The sequence below is a fragment of the Myxococcus sp. MxC21-1 genome (assembly GCF_032612255.1).
Taxonomy (GTDB): domain Bacteria; phylum Myxococcota; class Myxococcia; order Myxococcales; family Myxococcaceae; genus Myxococcus; species Myxococcus virescens.
The window spans coordinates 6,447,900-6,470,307 of sequence record NZ_CP123278.1 but is presented as its reverse complement, the minus strand read 5'-3'; the positions used below and the strand labels follow the sequence as shown (position 1 = coordinate 6,470,307).

The 22,408-nt window shown below is 68.2% G+C and carries 26 protein-coding genes and 1 tRNA gene; 12 read left to right on the top strand and 15 right to left on the bottom strand.

All coding sequences use genetic code 11. The annotated features are described in order from the left end of the window. Nucleotides 1–85: 85 nt before the first annotated feature. Both QEG98_RS28630 and QEG98_RS28625 read right to left on the bottom strand, forming a co-directional pair. Nucleotides 86–172 (bottom strand) — tRNA-Met (locus QEG98_RS28630). A gap of 86 nt (nt 173–258) precedes the next feature. Then, nucleotides 259–1,239, bottom strand: coding sequence for a hypothetical protein (locus tag QEG98_RS28625; protein ID WP_316563565.1), 981 nt, complete (start codon nt 1,237–1,239; stop codon nt 259–261). A 734-nt stretch (nt 1,240–1,973) separates the two neighbouring features. On the opposite strand from QEG98_RS28625, the gene QEG98_RS28620 reads away from it, so the two are divergent. Genes QEG98_RS28620 through QEG98_RS28605 form a run of 4 tightly spaced genes read left to right on the top strand, consistent with a single transcriptional unit; the run spans nt 1,974 to nt 3,738 of the window. Next, nucleotides 1,974–2,324, top strand: coding sequence for a hypothetical protein (locus QEG98_RS28620; protein WP_316563564.1), 351 nt, complete (start codon nt 1,974–1,976; stop codon nt 2,322–2,324). Between the two features lie 30 nt (nt 2,325–2,354). Then, nucleotides 2,355–3,029 carry a hypothetical protein gene (locus tag QEG98_RS28615; protein WP_316563563.1) on the top strand — a complete coding sequence of 225 codons (675 nt, stop codon included), beginning with the start codon at nt 2,355–2,357 and terminating at the stop codon, nt 3,027–3,029. A 5-nt stretch (nt 3,030–3,034) separates the two neighbouring features. Then, the gene (locus QEG98_RS28610; protein ID WP_316563562.1) at nt 3,035–3,346 is read left to right on the top strand and encodes a hypothetical protein; all 312 of its coding nucleotides are present in this window, start codon (nt 3,035–3,037) and stop codon (nt 3,344–3,346) included. Continuing rightward, nucleotides 3,343–3,738 carry a hypothetical protein gene (locus QEG98_RS28605; protein ID WP_316563561.1) on the top strand — a complete coding sequence of 132 codons (396 nt, stop codon included), beginning with the start codon at nt 3,343–3,345 and terminating at the stop codon, nt 3,736–3,738. The genes QEG98_RS28610 and QEG98_RS28605 overlap by 4 nt, the downstream gene beginning before the upstream one ends. Before the next feature lie 10 nt (nt 3,739–3,748). Here QEG98_RS28605 and QEG98_RS28600 read toward each other — a convergent pair whose 3' ends face one another. Continuing rightward, nucleotides 3,749–3,883, bottom strand: coding sequence for a hypothetical protein (locus QEG98_RS28600; RefSeq protein WP_316563560.1), 135 nt, complete (start codon nt 3,881–3,883; stop codon nt 3,749–3,751). 529 nt (nt 3,884–4,412) lie between these two features. Here QEG98_RS28600 and QEG98_RS28595 point away from each other — a divergent pair. Further along, entirely contained in the window at nt 4,413–4,871 is a 459-nt protein-coding gene (locus tag QEG98_RS28595; RefSeq protein WP_316563559.1) for a GNAT family N-acetyltransferase, read from the top strand. Between the two features lie 79 nt (nt 4,872–4,950). On the opposite strand, the gene QEG98_RS28590 is transcribed toward QEG98_RS28595, so the two are convergent. Then, nucleotides 4,951–5,679 carry a YggS family pyridoxal phosphate-dependent enzyme gene (locus QEG98_RS28590; RefSeq protein ID WP_316563558.1) on the bottom strand — a complete coding sequence of 243 codons (729 nt, stop codon included), beginning with the start codon at nt 5,677–5,679 and terminating at the stop codon, nt 4,951–4,953. Between QEG98_RS28590 and QEG98_RS28585 the strand changes: the two genes are divergently transcribed. Further along, the gene (locus QEG98_RS28585; RefSeq protein WP_316563557.1) at nt 5,588–7,258 is read left to right on the top strand and encodes a PLP-dependent aminotransferase family protein; all 1,671 of its coding nucleotides are present in this window, start codon (nt 5,588–5,590) and stop codon (nt 7,256–7,258) included. The two genes, QEG98_RS28590 and QEG98_RS28585, sit on opposite strands and share 92 nt — an antisense overlap. A gap of 1,052 nt (nt 7,259–8,310) precedes the next feature. Further along, a complete protein-coding gene (locus tag QEG98_RS28580) occupies nt 8,311–9,108 on the top strand; it encodes an aminoglycoside 3'-phosphotransferase (protein WP_316563556.1) in 798 nt (265 codons plus the stop codon). Nucleotides 9,109–9,950: 842 nt separating this feature from the next. Here the strand turns inward: QEG98_RS28580 and QEG98_RS28575 are convergent. Further along, a complete protein-coding gene (locus QEG98_RS28575; protein WP_316563555.1) occupies nt 9,951–10,364 on the bottom strand; it encodes a hypothetical protein in 414 nt (137 codons plus the stop codon). A 267-nt stretch (nt 10,365–10,631) separates the two neighbouring features. On the opposite strand from QEG98_RS28575, the gene QEG98_RS28570 reads away from it, so the two are divergent. Further along, nucleotides 10,632–10,766 (top strand): hypothetical protein, encoded by a 135-nt coding sequence (locus QEG98_RS28570; protein WP_261771115.1) that lies wholly within the window; start codon nt 10,632–10,634, stop codon nt 10,764–10,766. A 242-nt stretch (nt 10,767–11,008) separates the two neighbouring features. Here QEG98_RS28570 and QEG98_RS28565 read toward each other — a convergent pair whose 3' ends face one another. The 3 genes from QEG98_RS28565 to QEG98_RS28555 form a co-directional block, all read right to left on the bottom strand. Further along, entirely contained in the window at nt 11,009–11,860 is an 852-nt protein-coding gene (locus QEG98_RS28565) for a cation diffusion facilitator family transporter (RefSeq protein WP_316563554.1), read from the bottom strand. A 139-nt stretch (nt 11,861–11,999) separates the two neighbouring features. Next, complete coding sequence (locus QEG98_RS28560) at nt 12,000–12,569, bottom strand: RNA polymerase sigma factor (RefSeq protein ID WP_011555230.1); 570 nt, start codon at nt 12,567–12,569, stop codon at nt 12,000–12,002. Between the two features lie 9 nt (nt 12,570–12,578). Continuing rightward, entirely contained in the window at nt 12,579–14,078 is a 1,500-nt protein-coding gene (locus QEG98_RS28555; RefSeq protein WP_410477857.1) for a hypothetical protein, read from the bottom strand. A 266-nt stretch (nt 14,079–14,344) separates the two neighbouring features. Between QEG98_RS28555 and QEG98_RS28550 the strand changes: the two genes are divergently transcribed. After that, on the top strand, nt 14,345–14,674 hold the full coding sequence (locus QEG98_RS28550) for a hypothetical protein (RefSeq protein ID WP_316563552.1): 330 nt from the start codon (nt 14,345–14,347) through the stop codon (nt 14,672–14,674). Nucleotides 14,675–14,737: 63 nt separating this feature from the next. On the opposite strand, the gene QEG98_RS28545 is transcribed toward QEG98_RS28550, so the two are convergent. Beyond that, entirely contained in the window at nt 14,738–14,992 is a 255-nt protein-coding gene (locus tag QEG98_RS28545) for a hypothetical protein (protein WP_316563551.1), read from the bottom strand. 441 nt (nt 14,993–15,433) lie between these two features. On the opposite strand from QEG98_RS28545, the gene QEG98_RS28540 reads away from it, so the two are divergent. Both QEG98_RS28540 and QEG98_RS28535 read left to right on the top strand, forming a co-directional pair. Continuing rightward, nucleotides 15,434–16,354 (top strand): hypothetical protein, encoded by a 921-nt coding sequence (locus tag QEG98_RS28540; RefSeq protein ID WP_316563550.1) that lies wholly within the window; start codon nt 15,434–15,436, stop codon nt 16,352–16,354. 209 nt (nt 16,355–16,563) lie between these two features. After that, on the top strand, nt 16,564–17,130 hold the full coding sequence (locus QEG98_RS28535; RefSeq protein ID WP_316567976.1) for a DUF3175 domain-containing protein: 567 nt from the start codon (nt 16,564–16,566) through the stop codon (nt 17,128–17,130). Nucleotides 17,131–17,651: 521 nt separating this feature from the next. Here QEG98_RS28535 and QEG98_RS28530 read toward each other — a convergent pair. Both QEG98_RS28530 and QEG98_RS28525 read right to left on the bottom strand, forming a co-directional pair. Continuing rightward, nucleotides 17,652–18,440, bottom strand: a complete 789-nt coding sequence (locus QEG98_RS28530; protein ID WP_316563549.1) for a hypothetical protein — start codon at nt 18,438–18,440, stop codon at nt 17,652–17,654. 166 nt (nt 18,441–18,606) lie between these two features. Beyond that, complete coding sequence (locus QEG98_RS28525; protein WP_011555222.1) at nt 18,607–19,044, bottom strand: YciI family protein; 438 nt, start codon at nt 19,042–19,044, stop codon at nt 18,607–18,609. A gap of 72 nt (nt 19,045–19,116) precedes the next feature. On the opposite strand from QEG98_RS28525, the gene QEG98_RS28520 reads away from it, so the two are divergent. After that, complete coding sequence (locus tag QEG98_RS28520) at nt 19,117–19,794, top strand: hypothetical protein (RefSeq protein WP_316563548.1); 678 nt, start codon at nt 19,117–19,119, stop codon at nt 19,792–19,794. A gap of 17 nt (nt 19,795–19,811) precedes the next feature. Here the strand turns inward: QEG98_RS28520 and QEG98_RS28515 are convergent, their stop codons facing one another. The 4 genes from QEG98_RS28515 to QEG98_RS28500 all read right to left on the bottom strand — a co-directional run bounded on the left by QEG98_RS28515 (nt 19,812) and on the right by QEG98_RS28500 (nt 22,338). Then, complete coding sequence (locus QEG98_RS28515) at nt 19,812–20,579, bottom strand: glutathione S-transferase N-terminal domain-containing protein (RefSeq protein WP_316563547.1); 768 nt, start codon at nt 20,577–20,579, stop codon at nt 19,812–19,814. After that, the gene (locus tag QEG98_RS28510; RefSeq protein ID WP_316563546.1) at nt 20,579–21,316 is read right to left on the bottom strand and encodes an alpha/beta hydrolase; all 738 of its coding nucleotides are present in this window, start codon (nt 21,314–21,316) and stop codon (nt 20,579–20,581) included. The genes QEG98_RS28515 and QEG98_RS28510 overlap by 1 nt, the downstream gene beginning before the upstream one ends. A 34-nt stretch (nt 21,317–21,350) precedes the next feature. Then, nucleotides 21,351–21,482, bottom strand: coding sequence for a DUF1684 domain-containing protein (locus QEG98_RS28505; protein ID WP_316563545.1), 132 nt, complete (start codon nt 21,480–21,482; stop codon nt 21,351–21,353). A 280-nt stretch (nt 21,483–21,762) separates the two neighbouring features. Beyond that, nucleotides 21,763–22,338: a putative immunity protein gene (locus QEG98_RS28500; RefSeq protein WP_244171974.1), complete on the bottom strand. Its 576-nt coding sequence runs from the start codon at nt 22,336–22,338 to the stop codon at nt 21,763–21,765. Nucleotides 22,339–22,408: the final 70 nt, after the last annotated feature.

Sequence of the window (22,408 nt, the reverse complement as noted above, 5' to 3'; positions counted from 1 at the left end):
TGGACGTATCTTTCTCTTCGGCTGCGAGTGAAGTTCGCTCAATCGCTAGACACCTCAGGAAAGACTTCCCAGGCGCGGAAGGAAGTGGGCCCGCCTGGATTCGAACCAGGGCCCCATCGGTCATGAGCCGGGGTGGGGCGGGTTGGCAGGGGCTCGACTTCGGCCTGGGCCCGGGTTCCGTAGGGCGCTCGCCTGATTCGCCGCGAAGCCGCCCTTGGGTCGTCCGGGCGGCTTCGCGTCATTCCTGGAGCGGGCGCATCAGGCTCCGGGCAGCACGAGAATTCGCAGGAGCCCGGAGTTGTCGTTGACAGGCGAGTCCGCGAAGCGCACCTGCAGGGGCGCGTCCTCTCCCGTCAGGTCATAGGTGTACTTGTGCTCGGCCGCGTTGAAGTCCGCCGTGGATGCCGGGTGCTTCCAGGTCTTTCCTCCGTCGACGCTGACCTGGACGGCGCTCATCCTGAGCGGAGCGGCCGCCGGGGGCTTCACGCCCGCGAAGGCGAACTCAGGGTCGAAGCCGACGTTGCGATTGGTGACGCCCGGGCTTGGGAACATCGGCGCGGGCTCGGGCTGGCCTGACTGCGGGCCCGGGACGATGTTGTTCCCCCACACGTTGAAGGTGCCCTGCATCGTGACACGGTAGGGCTTGCCCTTCTGGAGCACCTGCTTGCTTGGAACGGGGGCGGCGCTCCGGGTGTTCAGCCACAGCTCCTCGGCGGGCACCACGACAATCTTCAAGCGCCCGGAGTTGTCGGTGACGGGCTTGTCGGCGATGCGCACCTGCAGCGCGGACTCCCCGCCCATCACCTCATAGCCATACTTGTGCTCGGCCGCGTTGAAGGCCGCCGTGGAAGCCGGATGCGCCCAGGTCTTTCCTCCGTCGAGGCTGAGCTGGATGGAGCTCGCCCTGAGCGGAGCGGCCGCCGGGGGCTTCACGCCCGCGAAGACGAACTCAGGGTCGAAGCCGACGTTGCGGTTGGTGACGCCCGGGCTTGGGAACATCGGCGCGGGCTCGGGCTGGCCTGACTGCGGGCCCGGGACGATGTTGTTCCCCCACACGTTGAAGGTGCCCTGCATGGTGACGAGATGCGGCCATCCCTGCTTCAGCACCATCTGGCTCATCACGGGAGCGGCGCTTCGGGTGTCGAGCCAGACCTCTTCCTGCTGCTGCGCCCACGCGGGGGCGGCGGCCAACACCCACAACCCAGCACAACGCGCGGTCAGTTGCGAAAAAACTCTCATGCTCTCTCTCCATTGTCTCGAACGGGGACTGCGGATGCTCGGGAGCTTTTCCGCGAGTCCTGGGAGTGCAAGCGAGGGACCAGGAGGAGAGAGTCTTCACTGCTCAGGGCGTCTGCTCTGCCATCGGATGGAATGGGGCTCGAGGCGCTGTCGCCAGCGCGGGCCTGACACGTCAGGAGGCATGGGCTGGCTAGGGGTTGACGCGTCAGAGAGGGCTTCGGGCCCGTAGGCAGGCCAGGGCATCAACCCGTTTTCGAGGTGACTTCGTAACGAGCAGGTACGGAGGGGGAGTGCAAGGCGGGCCCCTGCGCGAGGGCCAGCGCAGGCCGCGCGGTGTTGAGGCTCAATCCGTGGCCAACAGGCCCAGGCCCCTGCCGGGCCCCTCGTGGGAGGGCGGCCTGGACAGGCGTGTACCCCAAGGGGGCCGCGCGGCCTCTCCACCAGTCTGGCAAATAGCTCGGACGACCCCCGTCAGTTACCCTCCTCGTCCCCTCTGCTCCTGCCCGTCACCCTCAACAGAGTCCCTATTCGTCTTATGCGCTCGCTCACGCTGTCCGGCTTCACGGCGTAGGACGCTTGTGCCGGGGCACATTGTCTGCGAGGTGGTGCAGCAGTCATGCCCTGGAGGAACTCGTGAGGACATACCACTCCAGGATGATGGTCAGGGGCGCGTACCTCAGGCGAGTCTTCGCTCCGCGGTTCCACCACGAGGACTACGTCCTGGGGGCTTTGGCATGGTTTTGAATTACGACCCGAGCATCATCCACACTCACGCGGCCGTGCTCTATCGGCGTGCCGCGCGCATCGTCTATATGGCGGCCTTCCTGGGCTTTGTCTTTGGCGCCATCGCGGGTTCCGGCTTGGGTGCTCCTACAGGAGGCAAGATTCCCGTATTCGCAGTCGCGGGTGGAATTTTCGGAGCGCTGATTGGCGTGAGCGTCGGCCGGGCCCGGGCATTTGTCTTCCAGCTCCAGGCACAGCTAGCCTTGTGCCAGGTGGCCATCGAGGCCAACACGCGGAGGGCTGCGGAAGTCGCTACGGCCGAGGCGACTTTGACTCCCCACGCAGTGTCGCGAGTTGGTTGATTCCAGAGACGCTCGACGAAAGGATGTCACATGCCATTGCCACTGATTCCTGTTGCGCTCGGTGTCGCCGCCCTGCTCGGGTTCGGCGGAAAGAAAGGCTACGACGGCGTCCAGGCCATGAAAGAGGCCAAGGCCATCGGTGATGAAGCCGAAGAGCGCCATCAAGAGTGGGTTGCCCGCCTCGAAGAGGCTCGCTCTTCGCTCCAGGTCAAGTTGGACGCCCTGGATGCACAGCGCAGCGCGGTGACGACAACCACCTTCCGGCGCCTCTTCGACTTCCTCGAACGGCTCGATCAGAAGGCCCGATTGTCCGCACTGGAGAGTCTGGGCTCGCTGGGCGTGACTCGCGAAGAAGTCGGTCGGTTTGCAACTCAGTACCTGGAGGCGGGTGGAACCCTCTCCGGCGCAGTCGCGGCAACCCTCACCGGTGCTGGTGCGAGCGCGGTGACCACGAGCCTGGTCACCACGTTCGCGACCGCCGGAACCGGAACCGCCATCTCCGGGCTGACAGGCGCCGCCGCGAAGAGCGCGCTGCTCGCCTGGCTTGGTGGTGGCTCTCTCGCGGCAGGGGCTTCGGCGTCGCGGGTGGCGCCGTCGTCCTCGGCGGGATCGCCGTCGCCCCGGCGGCGGTCGTCGCGGGCTTCGTCATCGCCAGGCAAGGGGAGAAGGCGAAGACCAAGGCCGAGGAGTTCGCGGCCGAGGTAGACAGGATGGTGGCGCAGCTCGAAGCGGCCATCGCGCTCCTTGCCCGGGCGGGCACCCGCGTTGACGAACTGCAGCACGTCACGACGGAACTCGACGTGCGCGCCAACCGCGCCATTGACGCCCTCTGGGCATTGGATGGCCACTTCGACGCGGCCAATGACGAGCACCTCCGCATGTTCGCCTCGGCGATGCAGCTCGCCAAGGCGGAGAGCGAACTGCTTCGCGTCGCCATCTTCACGCCCGAGGGCAACATCAACGACCAGGCAGAGTCCCTGCTCGCCCAGCAGCGCCAGTTGCTTCAGGAGTCCTTCGCATGACAGCTGACAAACTGGTCAAGAACCCGACCCCTGGCCTCGCCGAGGTCCTCGAAGGCCTCAAGACCGTGGCCGAGTGCGTCCGGGACATCCAGAAGGAGAAGACGGAGCAGGTCCGCATCCAGATGACCGCGCAGGTCGACGTCGAGCGCATCCGCGCAAATCGTGACGTCCTGCTCGACTATCTCGATCGTTCCTTCGACGAGCGAAAGGAGAACTTCCGTCAGCTCTTCGCGCGGCTCGACACCGCCATCGCCTCGAACAACACGGAACTCACCGGTGCCGTGCTCGACTCCGTGCTGAAGCTCGCGGATTCATCCCCGTTCAAGGCGCTCCGGGACGTGGCCGCGACCCGAGAGGCCCTGAACGAGAAAGGCAAGGAGTGGCAGTTCTAAGCCGCGCCCCTCAGAACCGGCTCATGGCGCCGGTCCGTGGCGTGTACACGTTCGCGCTCACGGACCGGACGCCCACGTCGACGCCAATCAGGCTCTCCGGGTGGCCCAGGAAGAAGTACCCCGTGGGTGGGCGCCGATGCAGCATCTCGCGAATCACACGGCCACGGGCTTTCGCGCCGAAGTAGCCGAATCATGTCGCCGCCACTTCGTGCGACAGTCAGACGGAATGGCCGGTCAGGGACGCCGCCTCCGCCGAGTGCAGGTCGTCCTTGGGCTTGACGTCGCACAGCTTCGCGAACTCGAGCAGGGCGCGGCAATGGCGGGTCGCAGTGCTCCAGTTCTGATGAACGGGTAACGCATCTGCCCTTCGAACCCACTCCACGAGATTCGGGATTTGGCATCACACGAGCCTGGAGCGCTCACCTCACGCACCCACTTGTGAGGACATCGAGGGAGACTCCAGCGTGAGAACATCCCGGCGGCGAGCCATCGAGGCGCCAGTCCATCTGGACCCGTCCAGTTCTCAATTCTGGAGCATGTCACGTGACTTGCGACGGGGTAATAGCCCCGACCGTGGAAGGTTCGATTCCCGCAGGCGAGCGACGAGGGCGATGCCCAGCATCGCGCGCCTTCACGTTTGGAATTGAAAAGACCCAACGACAAGGAGCGCTGGCATGAACGAGAAGAATCACATGATCGTTCGCCCCGTTGAGAGGGGCGACTTTGAACAATGGCTTCCGTACTGGAAGAGCTACCTGGAATTCTACAAGGTCGCTTTGCCGGAGGAAGTGACCCAGGCGACCTGGGAGCGATTCTTCGACGACCGCGAGCCGATGCACTCGGCCGTCGCGGTGGACGGCGAACGAATCGTTGGGTTTGTCAACTATCTCTTCCACCGTTCGACGTGGGCGCAGAATGACTTCTGCTACCTCGAAGACCTCTTCGTCGATCCAGAGACACGGGGGCGCCATGTCGGCAAGAAGCTCATCGAGTTCGTACAGGAGCGCGCCCGCGCAAAGGCCTGCGGGCGTCTCTACTGGCATACTCAAGAAACCAATCACACGGCGCAACGACTCTACGATTGGATCGGAGAGAAGCCTGGTGTGATTGAATATCGGATGTCGCTCGCTTGATCGACAGATGACCGTCGAAGCGCGTCTCGGCGATGCTCGAAGCCCTCGGTATGGATGAGGCGGGGGGCTTCGGCGGTCGTTACGACGTGTGGCCTGAGGTCGCGTTCGGCTCAGGCCAATAGTGGCTGTCGGGCAGCTCGCGAGGGCCGAAGATTGCCTGCCCCACGCGCACGATGGTAGCTCCCTCCTCGACAGCCAACTCGAAGTCGCCGGACATCCCCATCGAGAGCTCGTTCATCGTGATGCCAGCCGGCGCCTCCTCACGCAGCCGCTCTCGCAGCTCCCGAAGCAGCGTGAAGCACGGACGCACACGCGTCGGATCGGCCGACAGCAGCGCGAGAGTCATCAGCCCACGGACGCGCAGCGAGGAGAAGGCGGGCAACTCGCGGACGAAGCGGGCGACCTCATCCGGCGGCAGCCCGAACTTGCTGGCCTCACCTGACGTGTTGACCTGCACCAACACGTCGAGCGCACGCCCCTCCACCTGCAAGCGTCGATCGAGCGCCTCCGCGACGCGAACGCTGTCCAGCGCTTGAAACTCGCTGGCGAAGCGCGCGACGACCTTCGCCTTGTTCGTCTGGAGGTGCCCGATCACCGACCACCGTAGGTCGGTGAGATCTGCCATCGCCTCGGCTTTACCCAACGCCTCCTGGACCTTGTTCTCGCCGAGTTCGCGGCAGCCAGCCGCGTAGGCCATGCGGATGCGGGCCTCGGGCATGGTCTTGCTGACCGGCAGGAGACGGACCTCGACCGGATCGCGACCGACTCGCGCGCACGCGGCGGCGATGCGCCCGCGAACAGTCGCCACGTTGCGCCGAATGTCCTCGGCACTGTACGCAGGTGAATATGCAGGGGTGCTGATGGCTGCCTCCTGGATCGCGCACGTCCTTGCGCGCGTTCGTAAATGGCAAGAAACTGGCCCCATGGACAGCCCCAGAATCAAGAATGATGAGGGTCCAGTCAGGCGGCCGTGGCGCTTCGACTTCACCCTCGAACGGGACACGTCCGTGTCGCAGCAGACGCAGCTCACCCGAGCGCTCATCCGCGAGATCCAGCGCGGGAGGCTCCCTCCGGGCTCGATGCTTCCGGGAAGCCGAACCCTCGCAGACCAGCTCGGGGTGAATCGGAAGGTGGTCGTCGCGGCGGTGGACGAGCTCGTCGCCCAGGGGTGGCTCGAGACGCGCCCCGCCTCTGGAACGCGCGTGGCGGCCTCCCTACCGCGCTCGGCGATCGCTGACGTCGAGTTGCCCACGCAGCGCAAGTCGGCCTGGCCGCGTCGGGACACCTCCCTCGTGTCGATCACCGATGGGTTGCCGGACCCGCGGCTCGCGCCGCAGGCGGAGTTGGCGCGCGCATACGCGCGGGCGCTTCGCTCTCTCAGCCGAGCGGCGGTGGGCTACGGCGACGCAGCAGGAGATCCGAGCCTCCGCGAAGTGATTTCGAGTTTCGTCAATCAGGCGCGCGGGCTCTCCACAACCATCGATGAGATCTTCCTCGCTCGTGGAGCGCAGGGCGCGCTCGGTCTCTACGCACTGGCGATGCTCGAACGCGGCGACGTGGTCGCTGTGGAGGTGCCAGGTTACGCACCTGCGTGGCGCGCGTTCGAGTTCGCGGGGGCGAAGGTCTCGTACATCCCCATCGATGGCGAGGGCTTGAGGACCGACGTCCTCGAGAAAACGGCGCGGAGGCTGTCGGGCAAGCTGAAGGCCGTCTACGTGACGCCGCATCATCAGTACCCGACGTCGGTCTCCATGACGCCGGAACGACGGATCAAGCTGCTGCAGCTCGCCGAGCACTTCGACTTCACCATCATCGAGGACGACTACGACTACGAGTACCACTTCGAAGGTGAGCCGCTGCTACCGCTGCACGCGACCGGAGGATCGCGGCGCGTCGTCTACATCGCGTCGCTGTCCAAGCTGCTCGCGCCGACCGTGCGGCTCGGCTACCTCGTCGCGTCGGAGGAGTGCATTTGCAAGCTGAAGGAAACGCGTGAGCTGCTCGAACGACAAGGTGACGTCGTCCTCGAACACGCCATCGCGGAGCTCTTCGAAGACGGGACGCTCCAGCGTCACGCGAGGCGAGCCCGTCGAGAATACAAAGCACGCCGAGATCACCTCCTCTCGCGGCTCCGCGCGACGCCTGCGCTCGACGCGTGCTTCGACTACTCCGTGCCGGCGGGTGGGTTGGCGCTGTGGCTGACCCTGCGCAAGGGGAGCATCGACTCGTTGGTGGCAAGGGCGCGTGAGGAACACCTGCTGATGGCCCCAGGCTCCACCTACCTTCCCAAGGGGCGCCTGGACGCCATTCGGCTCGGGTTCGCCGCGCACACGCCGGACGAGCTTACGCGAATCTGCGACACGCTCGCCCGTTGCATTCCAAGCTGACCGCCCCGCTGTCCCCCTCCTGCCTCTCGGGCGGCGTTGCCCCTGAGGAGGCTCCTCCACGCAGGAGGTGAGGAGGCGAGGGTGGCACCCCAGGCAGCGGCAAGGAAGGAGAGGACAGCGCGTGTTGAATTGGCGGAACTGCTGAGGAGGAACTTCGACTTCGAGGTATGCGCCTGCGTGAGGAGGCAGGCGGCGGGGGCTGGCGTAGGAGAAGGAGGCGGGAGGGGGCGAGCGATTCTGGAGCAGCTGGGACTGCCCCCGGCGAGTGCAAGGCGTGCCCCAGTGGGAGGGCCAGCCCAGTCCGCGTGGTGTTGAGGCTCAATCCATCGCCAACAGGTCCAGGCCGCTGCGGCGCCCCTCGTGGGAGGGCGGCCTGGGCAGGCGTGTACCCAAGGGGGCTGCGCGGCCTCTCCACCGGCCTGGCACACAGCTCGGACGCCCCCCGTCAGCTGCCCTCCTCGTCCCCTCTGCGCCTGCCCGCCACCCTCAACTGAGTCCCTGTTCGTCTTATGCGCCGCGCCAGCCCTCTTCAACAAAGCCGGAGAACCGCCAATGGCCCTTCTACCACAGCGCCTCCTACGCCTCATCGACGATGGAGTTAGCGACGCGGAGGCTCTTGCTTCAGATCTTGATCGAAAGCGTCGAGCGCTTGTCGACCGTGGCCGCAGAGGGTTCTCAGACCTTGGCCGAGCGCTCGAAGTCAACAACGCCATCCAACGGCAGACTTTGCAAGCCATCGCCAGAAGCGCGCCTCGCGTTGAAACGAAAAGCGCCGCTCAGCGACGCTACGCCCCAGCTCAGGAAACATGCTCGAGAAGTACAAGAAGCTCCGAGAAATTCAGAAAGCGGCCGACGAGTATGAGGCGGAGCACTACACAACGGCCAGGAATGTCGGCAGCATAGCCAGGCCATAGCCAGGCGCTTGGCGGGTTCATTGCCCTCATCGGTGGAAAGGCCGAGGGCCGCCCCGAGGACGAGCCGCAGACAGCAAACCGGTAGACCGCGCCTCTCGAAAGGTCGGATAGCATCCTCGCATGTCACTCCCACCTGGCATGACCAATGCTTGCCCCGAACGCGCTGTCCGCGAAGTGCTCGCCGTCGCCGGGCTTCCCGCCCCGGCCTCGCCGGTGGAGGTGATCAGCCACGGCCAGTCCGGTGATCTGGTGGCCCAGATCGGCTCGCTCGTCGTCAAGCTGGCCCCCGCGGACCGGCCGCACAATATCGCCCAGCTGCGCCAGGAGATTGAGGTGATGCGCTGGCTGGACGACCGGGCCAGAACCCCGACCATCCTCTGGGCCGGCCCGTGCGAGGCGGGCTATGGCCTGGTCAGCGAGGCGGCGGCGGGCACCCCGGTGTCCCATGTCGCCGAAGGTCAGGCGCGCGCCGCCCTGATCGCCACCATCGAGGCCCTGGCCGCCCTGCACGCCCTCCCGTTGGCCGACTGCCCGTTCGACCGAAGGCTCGCCGCGCGTTTCCAACTCGCCCAGGCCCAGGTCGAGGCCGGCCTCGTCGACGAGGACGACTTCGACGCCGAACGCGCCGGCTGGACCGCGCCCCAGGCCCTGGCCCACGCCCGAGCCACCGCGCCGACCACGGAGGACCTCGTCCTCACCCACGGCGACGCCAGCCTTCCGAACTTCATCTGGTCGCCGGGCCAGGCGCTCACCCTGCTCGACCTCGGCCGCTTCGGCCTCGCCGACCGCTATCAGGACCTGGCGATCTTTCTGCGCTCGGCCAAGCGCAACCACCCCCACATCGACACCCCAGCCCTGCTCCGCGAGCACTACCCGCTGGCGCAGATCGAGGAGGCGGCGTGCGAGTTCTACCGGTTGATGGACGAGTTCTTCTGAGGGCGAAACGCGCGGTCCGCCGCAAACTCCTAGCGAGGACGTCCACCAATAGCAGAAAGCAGCCGCTCACCAGCCTCTGTGACTACCGCGCCGTGCCAGAAGAGGACATTGGCGTTGGCCCGCGAACGCGGCGCCAGCTCCCCCAAGCAGGAGGTGAGGAGGGGAGGGTGGCCCCCCAGGCAGCGGCCAGGAAGGAGCCGATGAGGGAGAGGACGGCGCGTGTGGAATGGGCAGAACTGCAGAGGAGGACCTTGGACTTCGACGGATGCGCCTGCGTGAGGTGTGGAGGCAGGCGGCGGGTGCTGGCGTACGCGAAGGAGGAGGGAGGGGGGCGAGCGATTCTGGAGCACCTGGGACTGCCCACGGCGAGTGCAAGGCTGGCCCCCGAGCGAGGGCCAGCCCAGGCCGCGTGGTGTTGAGGCTCAAACCATCGCCAACAGGCCCAGGCCCCTGCCGGGCCCCTCGTGGGAGGGCGGCCTGGACAGGCGTGTATTGGTGGAACGCGACGCACTGGCCCGCGTGCTTGATACCGACGAGCCATAGCACCCATGAACATCCGGGACTTGCGCGCTCAGCTCGCTCTCCTTGATGCCCATCCAGCTGTGCTCCGCGCTGACCTAGCCCACGTCCAGGTACTTGCAAGTTCGAGGGGGCGCCTCAGTTTGCTGCTGAACGACAACGCCCGAGATGACGAGACAGATCGGACGTAATGACGCGCAGGCATTCAGGAGCGAGCAGGCATGGTGAGCGCGGCCAAGGACGAACGCTTTTGGAAAGAACTGCTCCTTGCTGCAATCGTGAAGAGACCTGGATGGGGTGAGTAGGCCCCGGGGGCCGTGGTGCTACCAGCCTCTGCGCATCGCTTCCCGCCGGGCCTCATCTCGTCGTGCGTCCTCGCGCTGCTGGCGGCGGCGCTCTTCCTGCCGTGCTTCCTCACGGCGTGCATCCTCGCGCTGCTGGCGGCGGAGCTCTTCCTGGCGCTGTGCCTCCTTTCCCCAGTGCACCTCGCGCCAGATGGCCGCCTCACCTTTCTCCGGCGTGCGTCGGCCAGGGGGCGGCGAACCGCTGCCACCTGCTTCCACGCTGCTCTCCTGCTGGCGCTGGCGCTGCTCGTGCAGCGCGACGTTGGAGACGCACGTGCCACTGACGCAGGTGTTCCCCAGGTAGCAGGGCTGCTGGGGGCCGCAGGACTCGCCCTCATCGCGGTAGCGAATCTGGCTTCCTGGGGCCCCGCACTGGCCAGCCTGGCACGTCAACCCGGTGCAGCAGCCTCCGTCAGCCGTACACCTCGCCCCCGGGCCGGAGCACGTCGGTGCTGCCGCCGGCCGGGGAGGGTGCACGTCCCGTTTCGGCAGGCGAGGCCGCCACAGCAGGAAGCGCCAGCGCCACAGGCGGCGTCTTGGCCCGCGCATGTGGGCTGGGCCAGGCATTGTCCCTGCTGCCACGGGTTGCCCGGGTCCTTGCCCGCGCAGACGTAGCCGGGGCAGCAATTCTCCTGTGAGAAACAGCCCCCGCCGCCTCGCATGCAGAAGTTCGGCGACTTCTTCAGTCCTCGGCAGACTCCCTCCACGCAGGCGTTTCCAGAAGAGCAGCAGTCCGCGCTCGACGCACAGGGGCCGTCGCTGTTGCTGCACGTGGCGCCGTTGGCTCGGGCTTGAAGCGGGGCGAGGAGGAGGGTGGCAAGGAGGGGGAAGAGGTAACGGGGCATGGCAGGGCGTCTCGCAAGCGGAGTGCCTGCTCGCGGCAGAGGGCCGCCCTGGACGGGGGCGTCGACGTGCTGGGACGGGCGTACCGGCTCCTGGCCTGGAGCGGGGGGCAGACCACTGTCCCCGGCCTCCGCTCCAAGCAGAGGCCGGGGCTTCATGCCCGTGGGCACCACGGCCGGCTCCGGGCCGCCGCGTCAGGCAGGCTCGAACGCGAGCTGACAGCAACCCGTGAGCGCCCCCTCCTCCACCTGGAGCGTGATGTGCTCGATGCCGAACTCGTCATGGAGCCGCCGCTTCACGTCGTCGAGGAAGGCGTCGTCCAGCCGCGGCTCCCGCATGACGAGGTGCGCGGTGAGCGCGGCCTCGGTGGTGCTCATGGCCCAGACGTGCAGGTCATGGACCTCGGACACCCCTGGAGTCTGAACGAGCCGCTCGCGCACCTGACGCACGTCGATGTGTCCCGGCACCGCCTGGAGCGCGAGGTTGACGGAGTCCTTGAGCAGCCCCCACGTCCCCACGAAGATGAGGCCCGCGATGGCCAGCGTCACCACTGGGTCCAGCCACGCCCAACCCGTGTAGTAGATGAGGAGACCCGCCAGGACGACGCCCAGCGATACGGCCGCGTCCGCGGCCAGGTGGAGGAAGGCGCCTCGGATGTTGAGGTCTCGCTCGCGGCCCTTCCAGAAGAGCAGCGCCGTGGCCGCGTTGACGACGATGCCCACGCCCGCCACCGACATGATGGTGAAGCTGGACACGGTGGTGGGCTGCCCCAGCCGCCGCACCGCCTCCCAGCCCATGCCGCCCACCGCGACCAGCAGCAGCAAGGCGTTGAGCAGCGCGGCCAGGATGGTGGCGCTCCGGAAGCCGTAGGTATGGCGCTCCGTCGCCTTGCGTCGGCCCAGGACGCTCGCCCCCCAGGCGAGGACGAGCCCCAGCACGTCACCCAGGTTGTGCCCCGCATCCGCCAGCAGGGCGAGCGAGCCGGACAGGATGCCATACGTGGCTTCGACGCCGACGAAGGCCAGGTTGAGACCGATGCCGAGCATGAAGGCCCGGCTGTGCGAGTCGGGCGCAGCGTGCGCGTGCCCGTGTCCGTGAGAGTGCGAGTGGGAGTGCGAGTGTCCCGCCATGGAGAACGGCTCCTTCGTTCCAGTTCTCCCTCCTGACGACGCGCCTGGGCCCCGGTTACAGTCCGCCCGCCTCCTCGCAGGGGCAGTCCACGCAGCCCTTGCGGCAGCAAGTGGTTCCGCACGCCTGCTCCAGCCTCCGGCCCAACGCCTGCCGGGCCCGGTGGAGGCGCACCTTCGCGTTGGTGTGGGTGATGCCGGCCGCCTCCGCGAACTCCGCCAGGGTCTGCCCGTCCAGGTCCACCCGCTGGAGCGCGTCGGAGTACTCCGGCTTCAGGGTGGTGGTGAGCGTGGAGACACAGGCGCAGACGGTCCGTTCCAGTTCGGCCGCGTCCTCGGTGGACAGGGGGCTCTCCTCGGCGAAGGCCCGCAGGGCGCGCCCCTGACGCTGCTCGTGCCGGTAGCGGTCGATGAGCGCGTTGCGAAGCAAGCGGTAGAACCAGGCCACCGCCCGCTCCTCCTCACGCAGGGTGCTCCCGCGCTCCACGCTCTTGAGCAGCGCGGCCTGGAGTACCTCCTCCGCCGCCTCGACGCTCCCGACGTGGGGTGTCAGGAAGGCGAGGAAGCGCTGGCGGTTCTGGAGCAGGAGCGCGAGGACCTCCGGGGACATGGCCCCAGCCTCGCACATCGCGGTGCATCAGCGGGCGTGGACTTCCTGCGTGGGACAGGCGACGGTGGCGGGCATGGCCCACAGCGCGTCGCCTCGCGTGTCAGAGCGGGCCCGGAAGAAGAGGGTGCTGCCCACCTGGGTGAAGGCCTGTGGGTTGGAGCCCCCCAACGGAGAGAGGTCCGCGACCAGCCCCGTCCGTCCGGGCGTGCCGTCCGTCACCCAGGGCTCCAACCCCGTCCCTCCGCCGTCCGCGCTGAAGAGCAGCGTCCCGACACCGGTGTCGAAGAGCGGCGAGTAGTTCTCGTCGCCGGTGGAGAGCCCCCGGCTGAGCTCCCGCGTCCCCGCTTCCGTGCCATCCGTCACCCAGAGGCCCACCTCGCGCGGCGCGGGCCCCGAGGTGCCAATGGCCATGGACACGTAGAGCTTCCCGCCCGCGACGGCCGAGTACTCGACATAGGGCCACGCGTCGGGCTGGCCCGCGTAGCGGTTGGGCAGCCACGTCGCCGTCGCCTTGCCACCGCCCGCGAGCGACAGGCGGGAGATCTTCAACGCGGAGCCGTCCGCGGTGCCAGAGGCCACGTAGACATACCCACCCAGCGCGCCCAGCAACCTCACGTAGCCGCCGAAGGAGTCCAGGCGCACCGTGCCGCCCGGCGTGCCATCCGTCCGCCACACCTCCGTGATGGAGCCTTCATCGTAGAAGGAAAACACGCTCAGGCCCGTCGCAGTGACGGCCGTGCCCTGAATCCAGACCAGATCTGCGTCCAGCCGCTTGACGACCGTGGTCCCCGCCGCCGTGCCATCCGTTCGCCACAGGTAGGTGCCATTCGCCGCGTCGTGCAGGGTGAACAGCCGCGCTCCCGCGACCGGGGGTACCCCCGACGCAAACGAGTCCTGCGCGCCGAAGGTCACCAGGCGGAACGTCCCCACCTCCGTCCCGTTCGAGCGCCACAGCTCCAGCGGCCCCCCCGAGGCCGGTCGGCGGAAGAAGGTCAGCACGTCCCCCACCGAAGCGAAGAGCATCAGGTCGTCGCTGGCGGGGCCTGGCGCGAAGTCCCGTACGAGCCGCGTGCCCGCCTCCGTGCCATCGCTGACCCACAACTCCCGTCCGACCACGGGGTCCTTCACCTGGAAGAAGACGCGAGTCCCCACCGCGACGAGTGGCGAGAAGTCGCGGTAGGTCCCCGCAATCGCGGAGAACTCCTTCACAGGCACGGTGCCCACGGAGGTGCCGTCACTGCGCCACAGGACGCCGGGGCCGTCGAAGAGGTCGGCCACGAAGAAGAGCGTGCCCTGCGCGTTCGTCAGCCAGTCGGGGACCGGCAAGGCGTTAGATGGCACCGGCGCACCCGGCGGCAGGACGTCCTTCACCTTGTAGACGGCGCCCGGCGGCGCGCAGGCCAGGGCCTGCACTGGCACCTCCGAGGTCTCCTTCACCGCATCCACTGCCGCCGAATCCACGGCCTCACCGCACCCCAGGCCCGCCACCCCCAGGCCAGCCAGGACCCACCAAAACCCGACGCGCATGTGCACACTCCCTTGCCTGCCCGAAACCCGCTGACGGTGAGACACCCGGTGGCGGGCGCCAACTGCCCTGGAGGGCAGCCCCCCGGAGGAAATCCGACACTTCGGCGCCCACCGCTGGGGTGACACCTCCCGCGCGACACCCGGGCCTGGAGGACACCTCGGAACACCGGGTGGGGCAGCCATGGCGCGCCACACGTGGTGCGTGCTTCAGCGCGAGGAAGGGGTGATTCATCATCCCGGGCTTCCCCATCCGAAAGGAGCCTTGCATGAGTGCCTCCCGCCTCGCCGCTTCATGGGCCGCCGCGCTCTCCCTCTCGCTCATCGCCTGCGGAGGCGGAGACGCCTCCCTGGACGTCCCCGAGGGCGAGGCGCCCGCCACCGTCGAGCAGGGCCTGGGCGTTCCGCCGCAATGCCCGAACGGAGACCTCGTCTACTGGGTCGAGAACGTGCAGGCCTGTACGATGAAGTGCGGTACCACGCGCAAGCCCGGGAAGCCCTCGACCCAGTACGCCGCCTGTCAGTCCAACATGACGGGCACGCGCACGCTCATCAACGTCCAGTACTGCCTCCCTGGCTGCGAAATCGTCATCGACTAGGTCTCCCGCCGGGAAGGACAGCGAGGCCTCCGAGCCCAAGACGAACGTGCCGGGGCCAACCTCTCACATGCCGTGGGCGAGCCCAGGTGCTCCAGAATCGCCCGCACCCCGGGAGGCTCCCTTCATCTGCGCCAGAGCCTTGAGCCTGCCTCCACACCTCACGCAGGCGAACACGTCGAAGTCGAACGTCCTCCTGAGCAACTCTGCCCAGCCCACTCGCGGTGTCCTCTCCTTCATCCACTCCTTCCTGGCCGCTGCCTCAAGCCCCGCGCTCGCCTCCTCCGCATCCGCTTGAGGGAACCTCACCGTCGACGTCAACTGGGGCGGCGTGCTCGCGCTGCCCGCCATCGTCGAGGCTTGCCTGGTCCGCATCGCCCTCGTCGCTCGACTTCGAGCGGGACTTCGACGTCGCCTCCATCTTCCTCGTTCCCGTTCCCCTCGGTCCGCTCGTCTTCGTGCCCACCAGCGGCAGCGTCGCAAGCGGCGCTGCCGCTGCCTTCGAGTTCGGAGCGCGGTGCGCGCGCCGACCTCGAGAGCTCCGTGCTCCTCTCGTCCAGGAGCAGCGTTCCGCTGGTCGAGCCGCCGCGGCTGAAGGACTTTCCCGAGTGAGAAGCTCGGCTCGTCGGCTGTACGGAGCACGCACGCTCCCGGGAGGTCAGTCGAACGGGCTCTGCGCATAGAGCCGCGTGCCCGCCTACCCGCACGCTCCGCCGCCCCCGTTCGGGATGATCTCATCACCGCACGCGGTTCGCACCGCCCATGACGCTCCCAAACTTCTTCAGAGCTTCGTTCATCTCCGCGCTTGTCATTGGCACCGCCGCTCCGGCGCTCGCCGCCCCGGCCACTCCTCCCGCTTCCGTGGCGGAGGTCGGTCCGGACGGAGTGGGGATGCTGTTCCCCTCCGAGCCCTCCGGCAGCAGCTTCCACCTCGGCGACGGCGACCCCACCGACTCCGAGCCATTCTTCGACATGGAAGGCGACGAGGCCACGCCCGGCCTCGAATCCGGCGTCCCCTACTGGTCGACCACCGGCCACCGCGTCACGTACGCGAGCGGCAAGCCCGCCGGAAAGACGGTGCGGCTCCACCTCCGTCCCGGCGGCGGCGAGCAGTCCTTCACCTGGCGTGACGGCGCCCTCGAGAATGGCTTCATCGGCAGCCCCGACGATCTCCTGAACTTCGAGGCCACCGTCTACGTGCGCGTCCACGAGGACAACGGCACGCACCACTCCATGTCCTGGAAGTTGCGCGGCGGCCAGCACACGAAGCCCGAGGTGGCGCGCTCGAGCTGCGTCGGCATGGACGTCCCGTTCGGCGGCGTCTCGCCCCAGGCCTACCGCGAGCTCGACCACCCGACCTACGACCACCTCTCGCTCACGCCCCACTTCGACTACCAGTTGCAGGAAGGCCGCTGGCTCGGCGTGAAGGTGGTCTCGTATCTGGTCGAGGGCGGCACCCGGAACCTGCTGTTCCTCGACACCAATCCCTTCGACGCCTCCGGAACGCCGCGTAACGAGTTCCGCCTCTTCACCGAATGGCACGACCGCGACGGCGAGAGCACCGGTCACTACAATCGGGCGGCTACGTGGGCCGGCTGGGAGACGACGTTCCGCGTGGACGGCTGGCGGCGGGTCGACTTCGCCTACCCCTCGGCACGCGAGATCGTGCCGCCGACCCCGTAATCGCCCTGGTGCCACGCGCGCTCGCGGTCGTGGGGCTGCTCGCCCCAGCCGATCGCGAGCGCGAAGCGGCCGGTCGCAGGCAGCCGCTTCCGAATGCCCTCGTGAGTCGGCCGCTCCAGCGCCGCGCGGAACTTCGAGCCTGTCGACGCCTCATGCCATGAACAGCATCACGACAGACGGGGTGTGGCCGGCAGGTGCCGGGCCGAGAGATGCAACGTCCAGGGCCCGGCGATACCAGCCAACCCACCTCGCATCGTCTGCTTGGAGGCCACGGGCCGCGCGGCCCGTGTGCTCCGCGGCGACACCGCATTCCTGAGTCCTTGGACGTGAGCACAAGCAAGGGAACATCCCGGCGGGCACGCTCGACCCAGGCAGAGGTCGCGGGCCGCGGTTCGAAGTCACCGGAAACGCCCGGGATGCCCACTCCGCCGTCACAGAGAGCCCCGAGGCCAGCGCCTCACCAGCGCGAGCCGGGTGAAGGCCAGCAGGAACGCCGTTGGTCCCGCGACGTGACGGAGCGAAGCAACGCACTCGACCTCGAAGAGGGAGTCTTCACGCGGGACCCGAAAGAGATGGCCCGCTCACTGAAACGCTCGGCGGAACAAAGCAGCCGGCGGAAGGCTTCACCCTTTCAGTCCGCCATGTCGATGCTCACGTTCTTCGAAAACCGAGCGGGCCGCGGCCTGACGCCGGAAAGGCGGCAGGCCCTCGAGCAAGCCAAGGATGAGCTCCGGAGACTCTACGGCCGGCCGACGAAGGGCACACCACCCGCCTGATGCGATGCCTCGTCCTATCTCAAGGCCAAGGAGGTAGCGCCGGTGCTTGCCCAGGTGCCTCCCGAGTGGCGGTGCCTGTTCGCCACGGCCGCCGATACCGGGATGCGGCGGGGCGAACTCGTGGCTCTTCAGTAGGGGGAAATCCTCGTCACGAGGAGTTGGGAGGCGGGCGGTACGAACTGCGGCCCTACCTCGTCCAGGCGATGCGGGAGCGCCCCTCGGGGGGCCCTCACCCGGATGGCTCGATGCACTCCTCGAACGTGGACCTTGCCGCGCTGCTCCGGTCAGCGATGAACCAGGGGGCCGGTTGGCAGGGGCTCTCAGCCCCTGGCAGCGCTTCGCAACCCGCGGAAATGATGGGGGCTTCTCAGCGACATGCTGCGGTGAGGGACAACCTCGCCATGTCGCTGGCGGAGGCAGGCGAGCCGGGACGCGACCTGCGCCGGTACGTAGAGCGGGATTTCGCCAGGGACGTGGGCTGCCTCGCCGAGGGCTGGTGCCAGGGGACTCTCCCTACGCACTCACTCCTGCTTCGGTTCGGGCGACTCCCACGTGAAGTGCACGGAAGGGGCCTTCACGGCCTTCGCATCCTTCATCAGGAAGCCCTCTTCCCGCTGGGCCGCGCGCTTGAGCGCTGGCCGCAGTTCCGCGGGGATGGTCAACAGCACGCCCACCACGAAGCTCCGCCCCCGGCACGCCTCGGCGGCGTAGCCGAACGAGATGCGCACGGCGACCTTGTTGCCCTCGATGTGGTGGAACGCGACCGAGCGCTTCACGGACTCGAGCCCTCCGGAGTCGAAGCCCACGCAGTCCTCGCCGGGCTCCAGGCTCTGCATCAGCGCCTCCACCGTCCTGGCGTTCTTGAACGCCGCCTCATCATGGATGTGCTTGCGGATGAAGCGGTCCGCCTTGAGCGCCGCGACCACGTCCTTCTCGGGAAACACGCTCAGCAGCGAGAAGGCGCCCTTGGGCTTCGTCACGTCCTCGGTGACGTAGGACGTGCTCGCGTACGGGTGCGCGCCCCCGGTGAAGCCCGAGTCCGAATTCTCGTAGCTCACCCAGGGGCCCACCACGGACAGCACCTTCATGGACTGGGAGCCCTCCCAGCCGAACGTGTCGGTGCCCTCCTCGGCCTTGAAGTTGGAGAGGAAGTCTGCCTGGCGAGACTGCAGGCCGAACACCTCCTTGCCATCGCGCAGGGCGCGTAGGTCCTTCGCGGACATCTCGAACGTGACGTCCGCTCCTGTCACCTTCCACTTGAGCGGCTGGGTAGGAGCCGCGAGCAGTGCCACCATCAACAGGGCGCTCATGTGCATGCGCGCCATTCTGCCTGGATTCCGCTCTTGGGTCAGGCGCTTCCCGAAGCGGGAGCGGAGGAGGCGAGCATGGCGCCCCAGGCCGGGGCAAAGGCCGAAGAAGGAGAGGACACCGCGAGTGGAGCGGGGGCGGGGCTGAGGTGGTCCGCCTGTGTGGGCGCTACTTGCCCGCGTCCTTCGCCACGTCCTTGGCATCCTCGACGGGTGGGGCCTTGGGGAACGCCAGGTAGCCCTTCTCCGTGTACCAGGCCATGACCTGCACCTTCAGCCGGCCCGCCTTTACCATCGGGTCTTGCTCGGCAAGCTGCTTCGCCTCCGCCTTGGTGGCGGTACGGTAGATACACGCGCCGCGCATGCCCACGTCGTCCTGCTCATCGAAGGGGCCCGCGAGCACCATCTTGCCGCTCTCCCCCATGCGTGTGAGGTGCGCGAGGTGCTCTTTCTGCAGCTGCGCCAGCTCGGCCTCTGGCAGCTTCTTGGCGCCAGGCACGCGCTCGAGTAGGACGAGGTAGTGCCTGTCGAACTCGAATTTCTTCGCGGCGGGCTGGGCCGGCGCGGCGCCGAGGGTGAGCAGGAGCAGGGCGGTCGTGAGCGTCATGGCGAGGGTCCTCGGGAAGCAGGGGCGGGGAACCCTAGAGGCAGCGGCTGACGCGGCGCCACTTTCCGGCCCATGAGAGACGGGCAATCCCACCACCCCGAGGTGGCGATGAAGGTGACGCCGAGCAGCGTGCTCGTGGATGAGCAGGCCAAGGCCCTCGCGTTCCATGCGGACGTGCTCGGCTTCGTGATGAAGCTGGACCTCCCGGCGGGCGAGTACCCGGCTGAGCACGCCACGCCATCGTTAACAACGCGGCGCTGGCGGCGCAGCACCTGCGCGAGCGTGGCGGTGTTGGACGTGGACCACCACCACGGCAACGGCACCCAGGACATCTTCTGGGAGCGCGCCGACGTGCTCGTCGTCTCGCTGCACGGCACGCCGGAGACGGAGTACCCCTACCTCCTCGGCTACGCCGACGAGCGCGGAGCTGGCGCCGGCGAGGGCTTCACCCACGACTTTCCGCTGCCGCGCGGAACCACCTGGGCGCAGTACAGCGCCGCGTTTGACTCCGCGCTGGACGCCGTGGCCCGCATCGTCCCGGATGCGCTGGTGGTGTCGCTGGGTGTGGACACCTACGTGGGAGACCCCATCAGCGCCTTCGCGCTCGAGCGCGAGCACTTCCCCCTCATGGGCCGGAGCCTCGCGCAGCTGCGGCTGCCCACGGTGTTCGTGCTGGAGGGCGGCTACGCGGTGGAGGACCTCGGCCCCAACGCGTCCGGCGTGCTCGGGGGCTTCGACGCCGGACACTGAAGGTGGGTGCAGGCACGCTACTCCCGGACGGGCTCGGCGGGCTGCTCGCTGCGCCGGTGCCGCGCGTAGAGCGCGTCGCGCCAGGCGACGATGTCCGGATAGCGCGTGCAAAGCTGCGGGTGGAAGCCCGCCGCGCGCGTGGCGGGGCCTATCGCGAGGTGCTCGCCGCCCACGGGTGACACGAACTGCAGCGTCACCGCCATCGCGAGGTCCGCGTAGGTGAGGCGGTTCGCGACGAGGTGGCGCTTGCCGCCCGCGAGCGCACGTTGCAGCGCCTCCAGCTCGAATACCAGCGTGGCCTCCGCCGCCGTGCTGTCCGGCATCCCGTACTTCCTGCGCAGGAACGCCATGGCGAAGTCCACCGCAGGCACCGAGAGCTGGCGAACGAAGCCAGGGAAGGCGGGTGGCTGCTGCTCCAGCTTCGCGGCGCGGTCGTTCGCGAGCCGGTCGAGGTAGCGCACCCGCGCCGCGCCGAGCGCGGCCTCGCTGTGGGCGTTCCAGGCGGCGATCTCCTCGGCGTGCTCGGCCGGAAAGAGCGTGGGCGCGCTTCCGTGCGTGTCCGCGTAGCGAGCGATTTGGAAGGAGTCGATGAGCGGACCCTCGGGCGTGAGCAGCATGGGCGTGCTCACGCGCCCCTTCAGCCGCCGCGCCCGCAGCCGCAGCGAGAGTTCACCGATGAGCGGGTAGTGCTCGCGGTACGCATACGCGAGGCGGTGGTGGTCCAGCGCCCAGCGGGCCTTTTCGGACCAGGGAGACGCAGCCTCGCCAATCAGGGTCCACGTCATCACTGCGCCTCCGTGCGCAGCTGCTGCTGCAGGAAGGTGCGCCAGTCTTCAATGAGCTGCGGTGAGAAGTCGTGGCCGAGGTCGGGGTAGACCTTCACGTCGATAGGGACACCGGCTGCCTTCAGTGCGTCCACGCGCGCCGCGGTCTGCGGGGCAGTGGTGATGGGGTCGACTTCGCCCTGCAGCACCCACACGCGCCGCGTGGCCGGTGCATCGGGCGTGGGGTCCCCGAGCAAGCGTGAGCCCATGGGCACCGCGACATCCACCTGCTCCGGGTGGCGCAACGCGAGCGCCCAGGCGAGGTCTCCGCCGTAGGAGAAGCCTGTCACGGCGACGCGGCGGATGCGGGGGTGGGCGGCGCGCAACTCGCGGATGAGCTCTGCGAGCCGCGCAGCCATCTGCTCCACGTCGGCGGTCTTCTCCTCGGTCGCCTTCTGCTCGTGGCCGGCGGCGAACCAGGTGAAGCCCTCCCTGCGCGGGTGTGGGCCGCGCGGCAGCACGACGCGGGTCGGGGTGCGCCAGTCCTCGAGCAGCGGCCTCCAGAACCCGGGTGTGGACCCGGAGTAGTGCAGCGCGACGAGCATCGACTCGGGCTCGCCTGCTCCGACGGTGTAGGTCTCGTAGGTGAGCTCGGGTGCAGCAACCGGCGCCTCACGGGGCGCCTGGGGCGGGTGGGCACACGCGAGACAGAGCGCAGGCAACATCCGGAGCACGGCGAGGTGCAGGGGCTTCATCATCAGACCTCCGACAGCGGAAGGGGAGACGCGGCGCTCACTGACTCTGCGGGCGTTTCTCGCTTGCCTGCACGCGCAAGGGAAGCCGGTTCTGGCGTGGCGGCAGCGGGCACAGGCTGTAGGCGGAGAAGGTGCAAGTGGGGTTGTAGGCCCGGTTGTAGTCCAGCACGACCTGGCCCCCACGGGCGTCTCGGCCTCGCGCACCGCGCCATTGGTCTCGTTGCGGTGGGCCTCGTCGCCGCCTGCATCGCCGCGAGCCGGTGTTCGAGCCCGCCGCACCGTCAGCCGCTCGCGCGCCACCAACTTGCCCTGGAGGTGGAACACCTCGTCCAGGCGCACGGCCAACGTCTGGTGGGGGCGCACGTTCTCACCGAGCCGTACGGCTCCTCGGGCTTCCCGGCGACCACAATCCAGCCCGGCACCGCGAATGCGTGAAGCCTCGGGCCTGGTCACCCGGTGAAGACGCCCCAGCAGATGTCGTTCCGCGTCCGCTGGTCTTCGAGGACCAGCTCACGGAGGGTGGCGGGGAGCCGTTCCCGCTGCCATCCGAGCTCCTGCAGACGGGCACCTTCTGCGTTACCCACGGCGACCGACGCGGCGGCGGCCCGGATGGCGTACGCCGCCGCGCCCAAGTAGTGCGCAGCGACGTGGGCGACGGCCACCGCCTGGCCTGCCGCGAGAGCCGCGAACCTGGCCGGGTCAGGCAACCCACGAGCCGCGGCGTTGGCCACGAACGCGGTTTGGTGGGCGTCACGCATCCGCACTTCGCCCCTGATCCACGCCCGTCCCACGGCGATGGCGTCACGTGGGCGCGCGTCCTCAGGGCACGCGCTCTCGAAGAAGGGCAGGACGTGCTCCGCGCAGAGGGCAGCCCACTCCGCGAGCAGGTGGTGGTCCTCGTCGGTCAGGCTCCCGCCACGACGAATCGTGATCAACCTTGGGTCTCGCTCTTTCGGCAAGATCGGCATGGCCAGATTCTCGCCCAGCCTCCTTGTCGACGCGATGGGGTCGGCGATGGGCGGCACGACAGGGACCTCCTGTCGCGCCGTGCTCCCCCAGGCGGGCGAGGAGGAGGCGAGGATGGCGCTCCAGGAG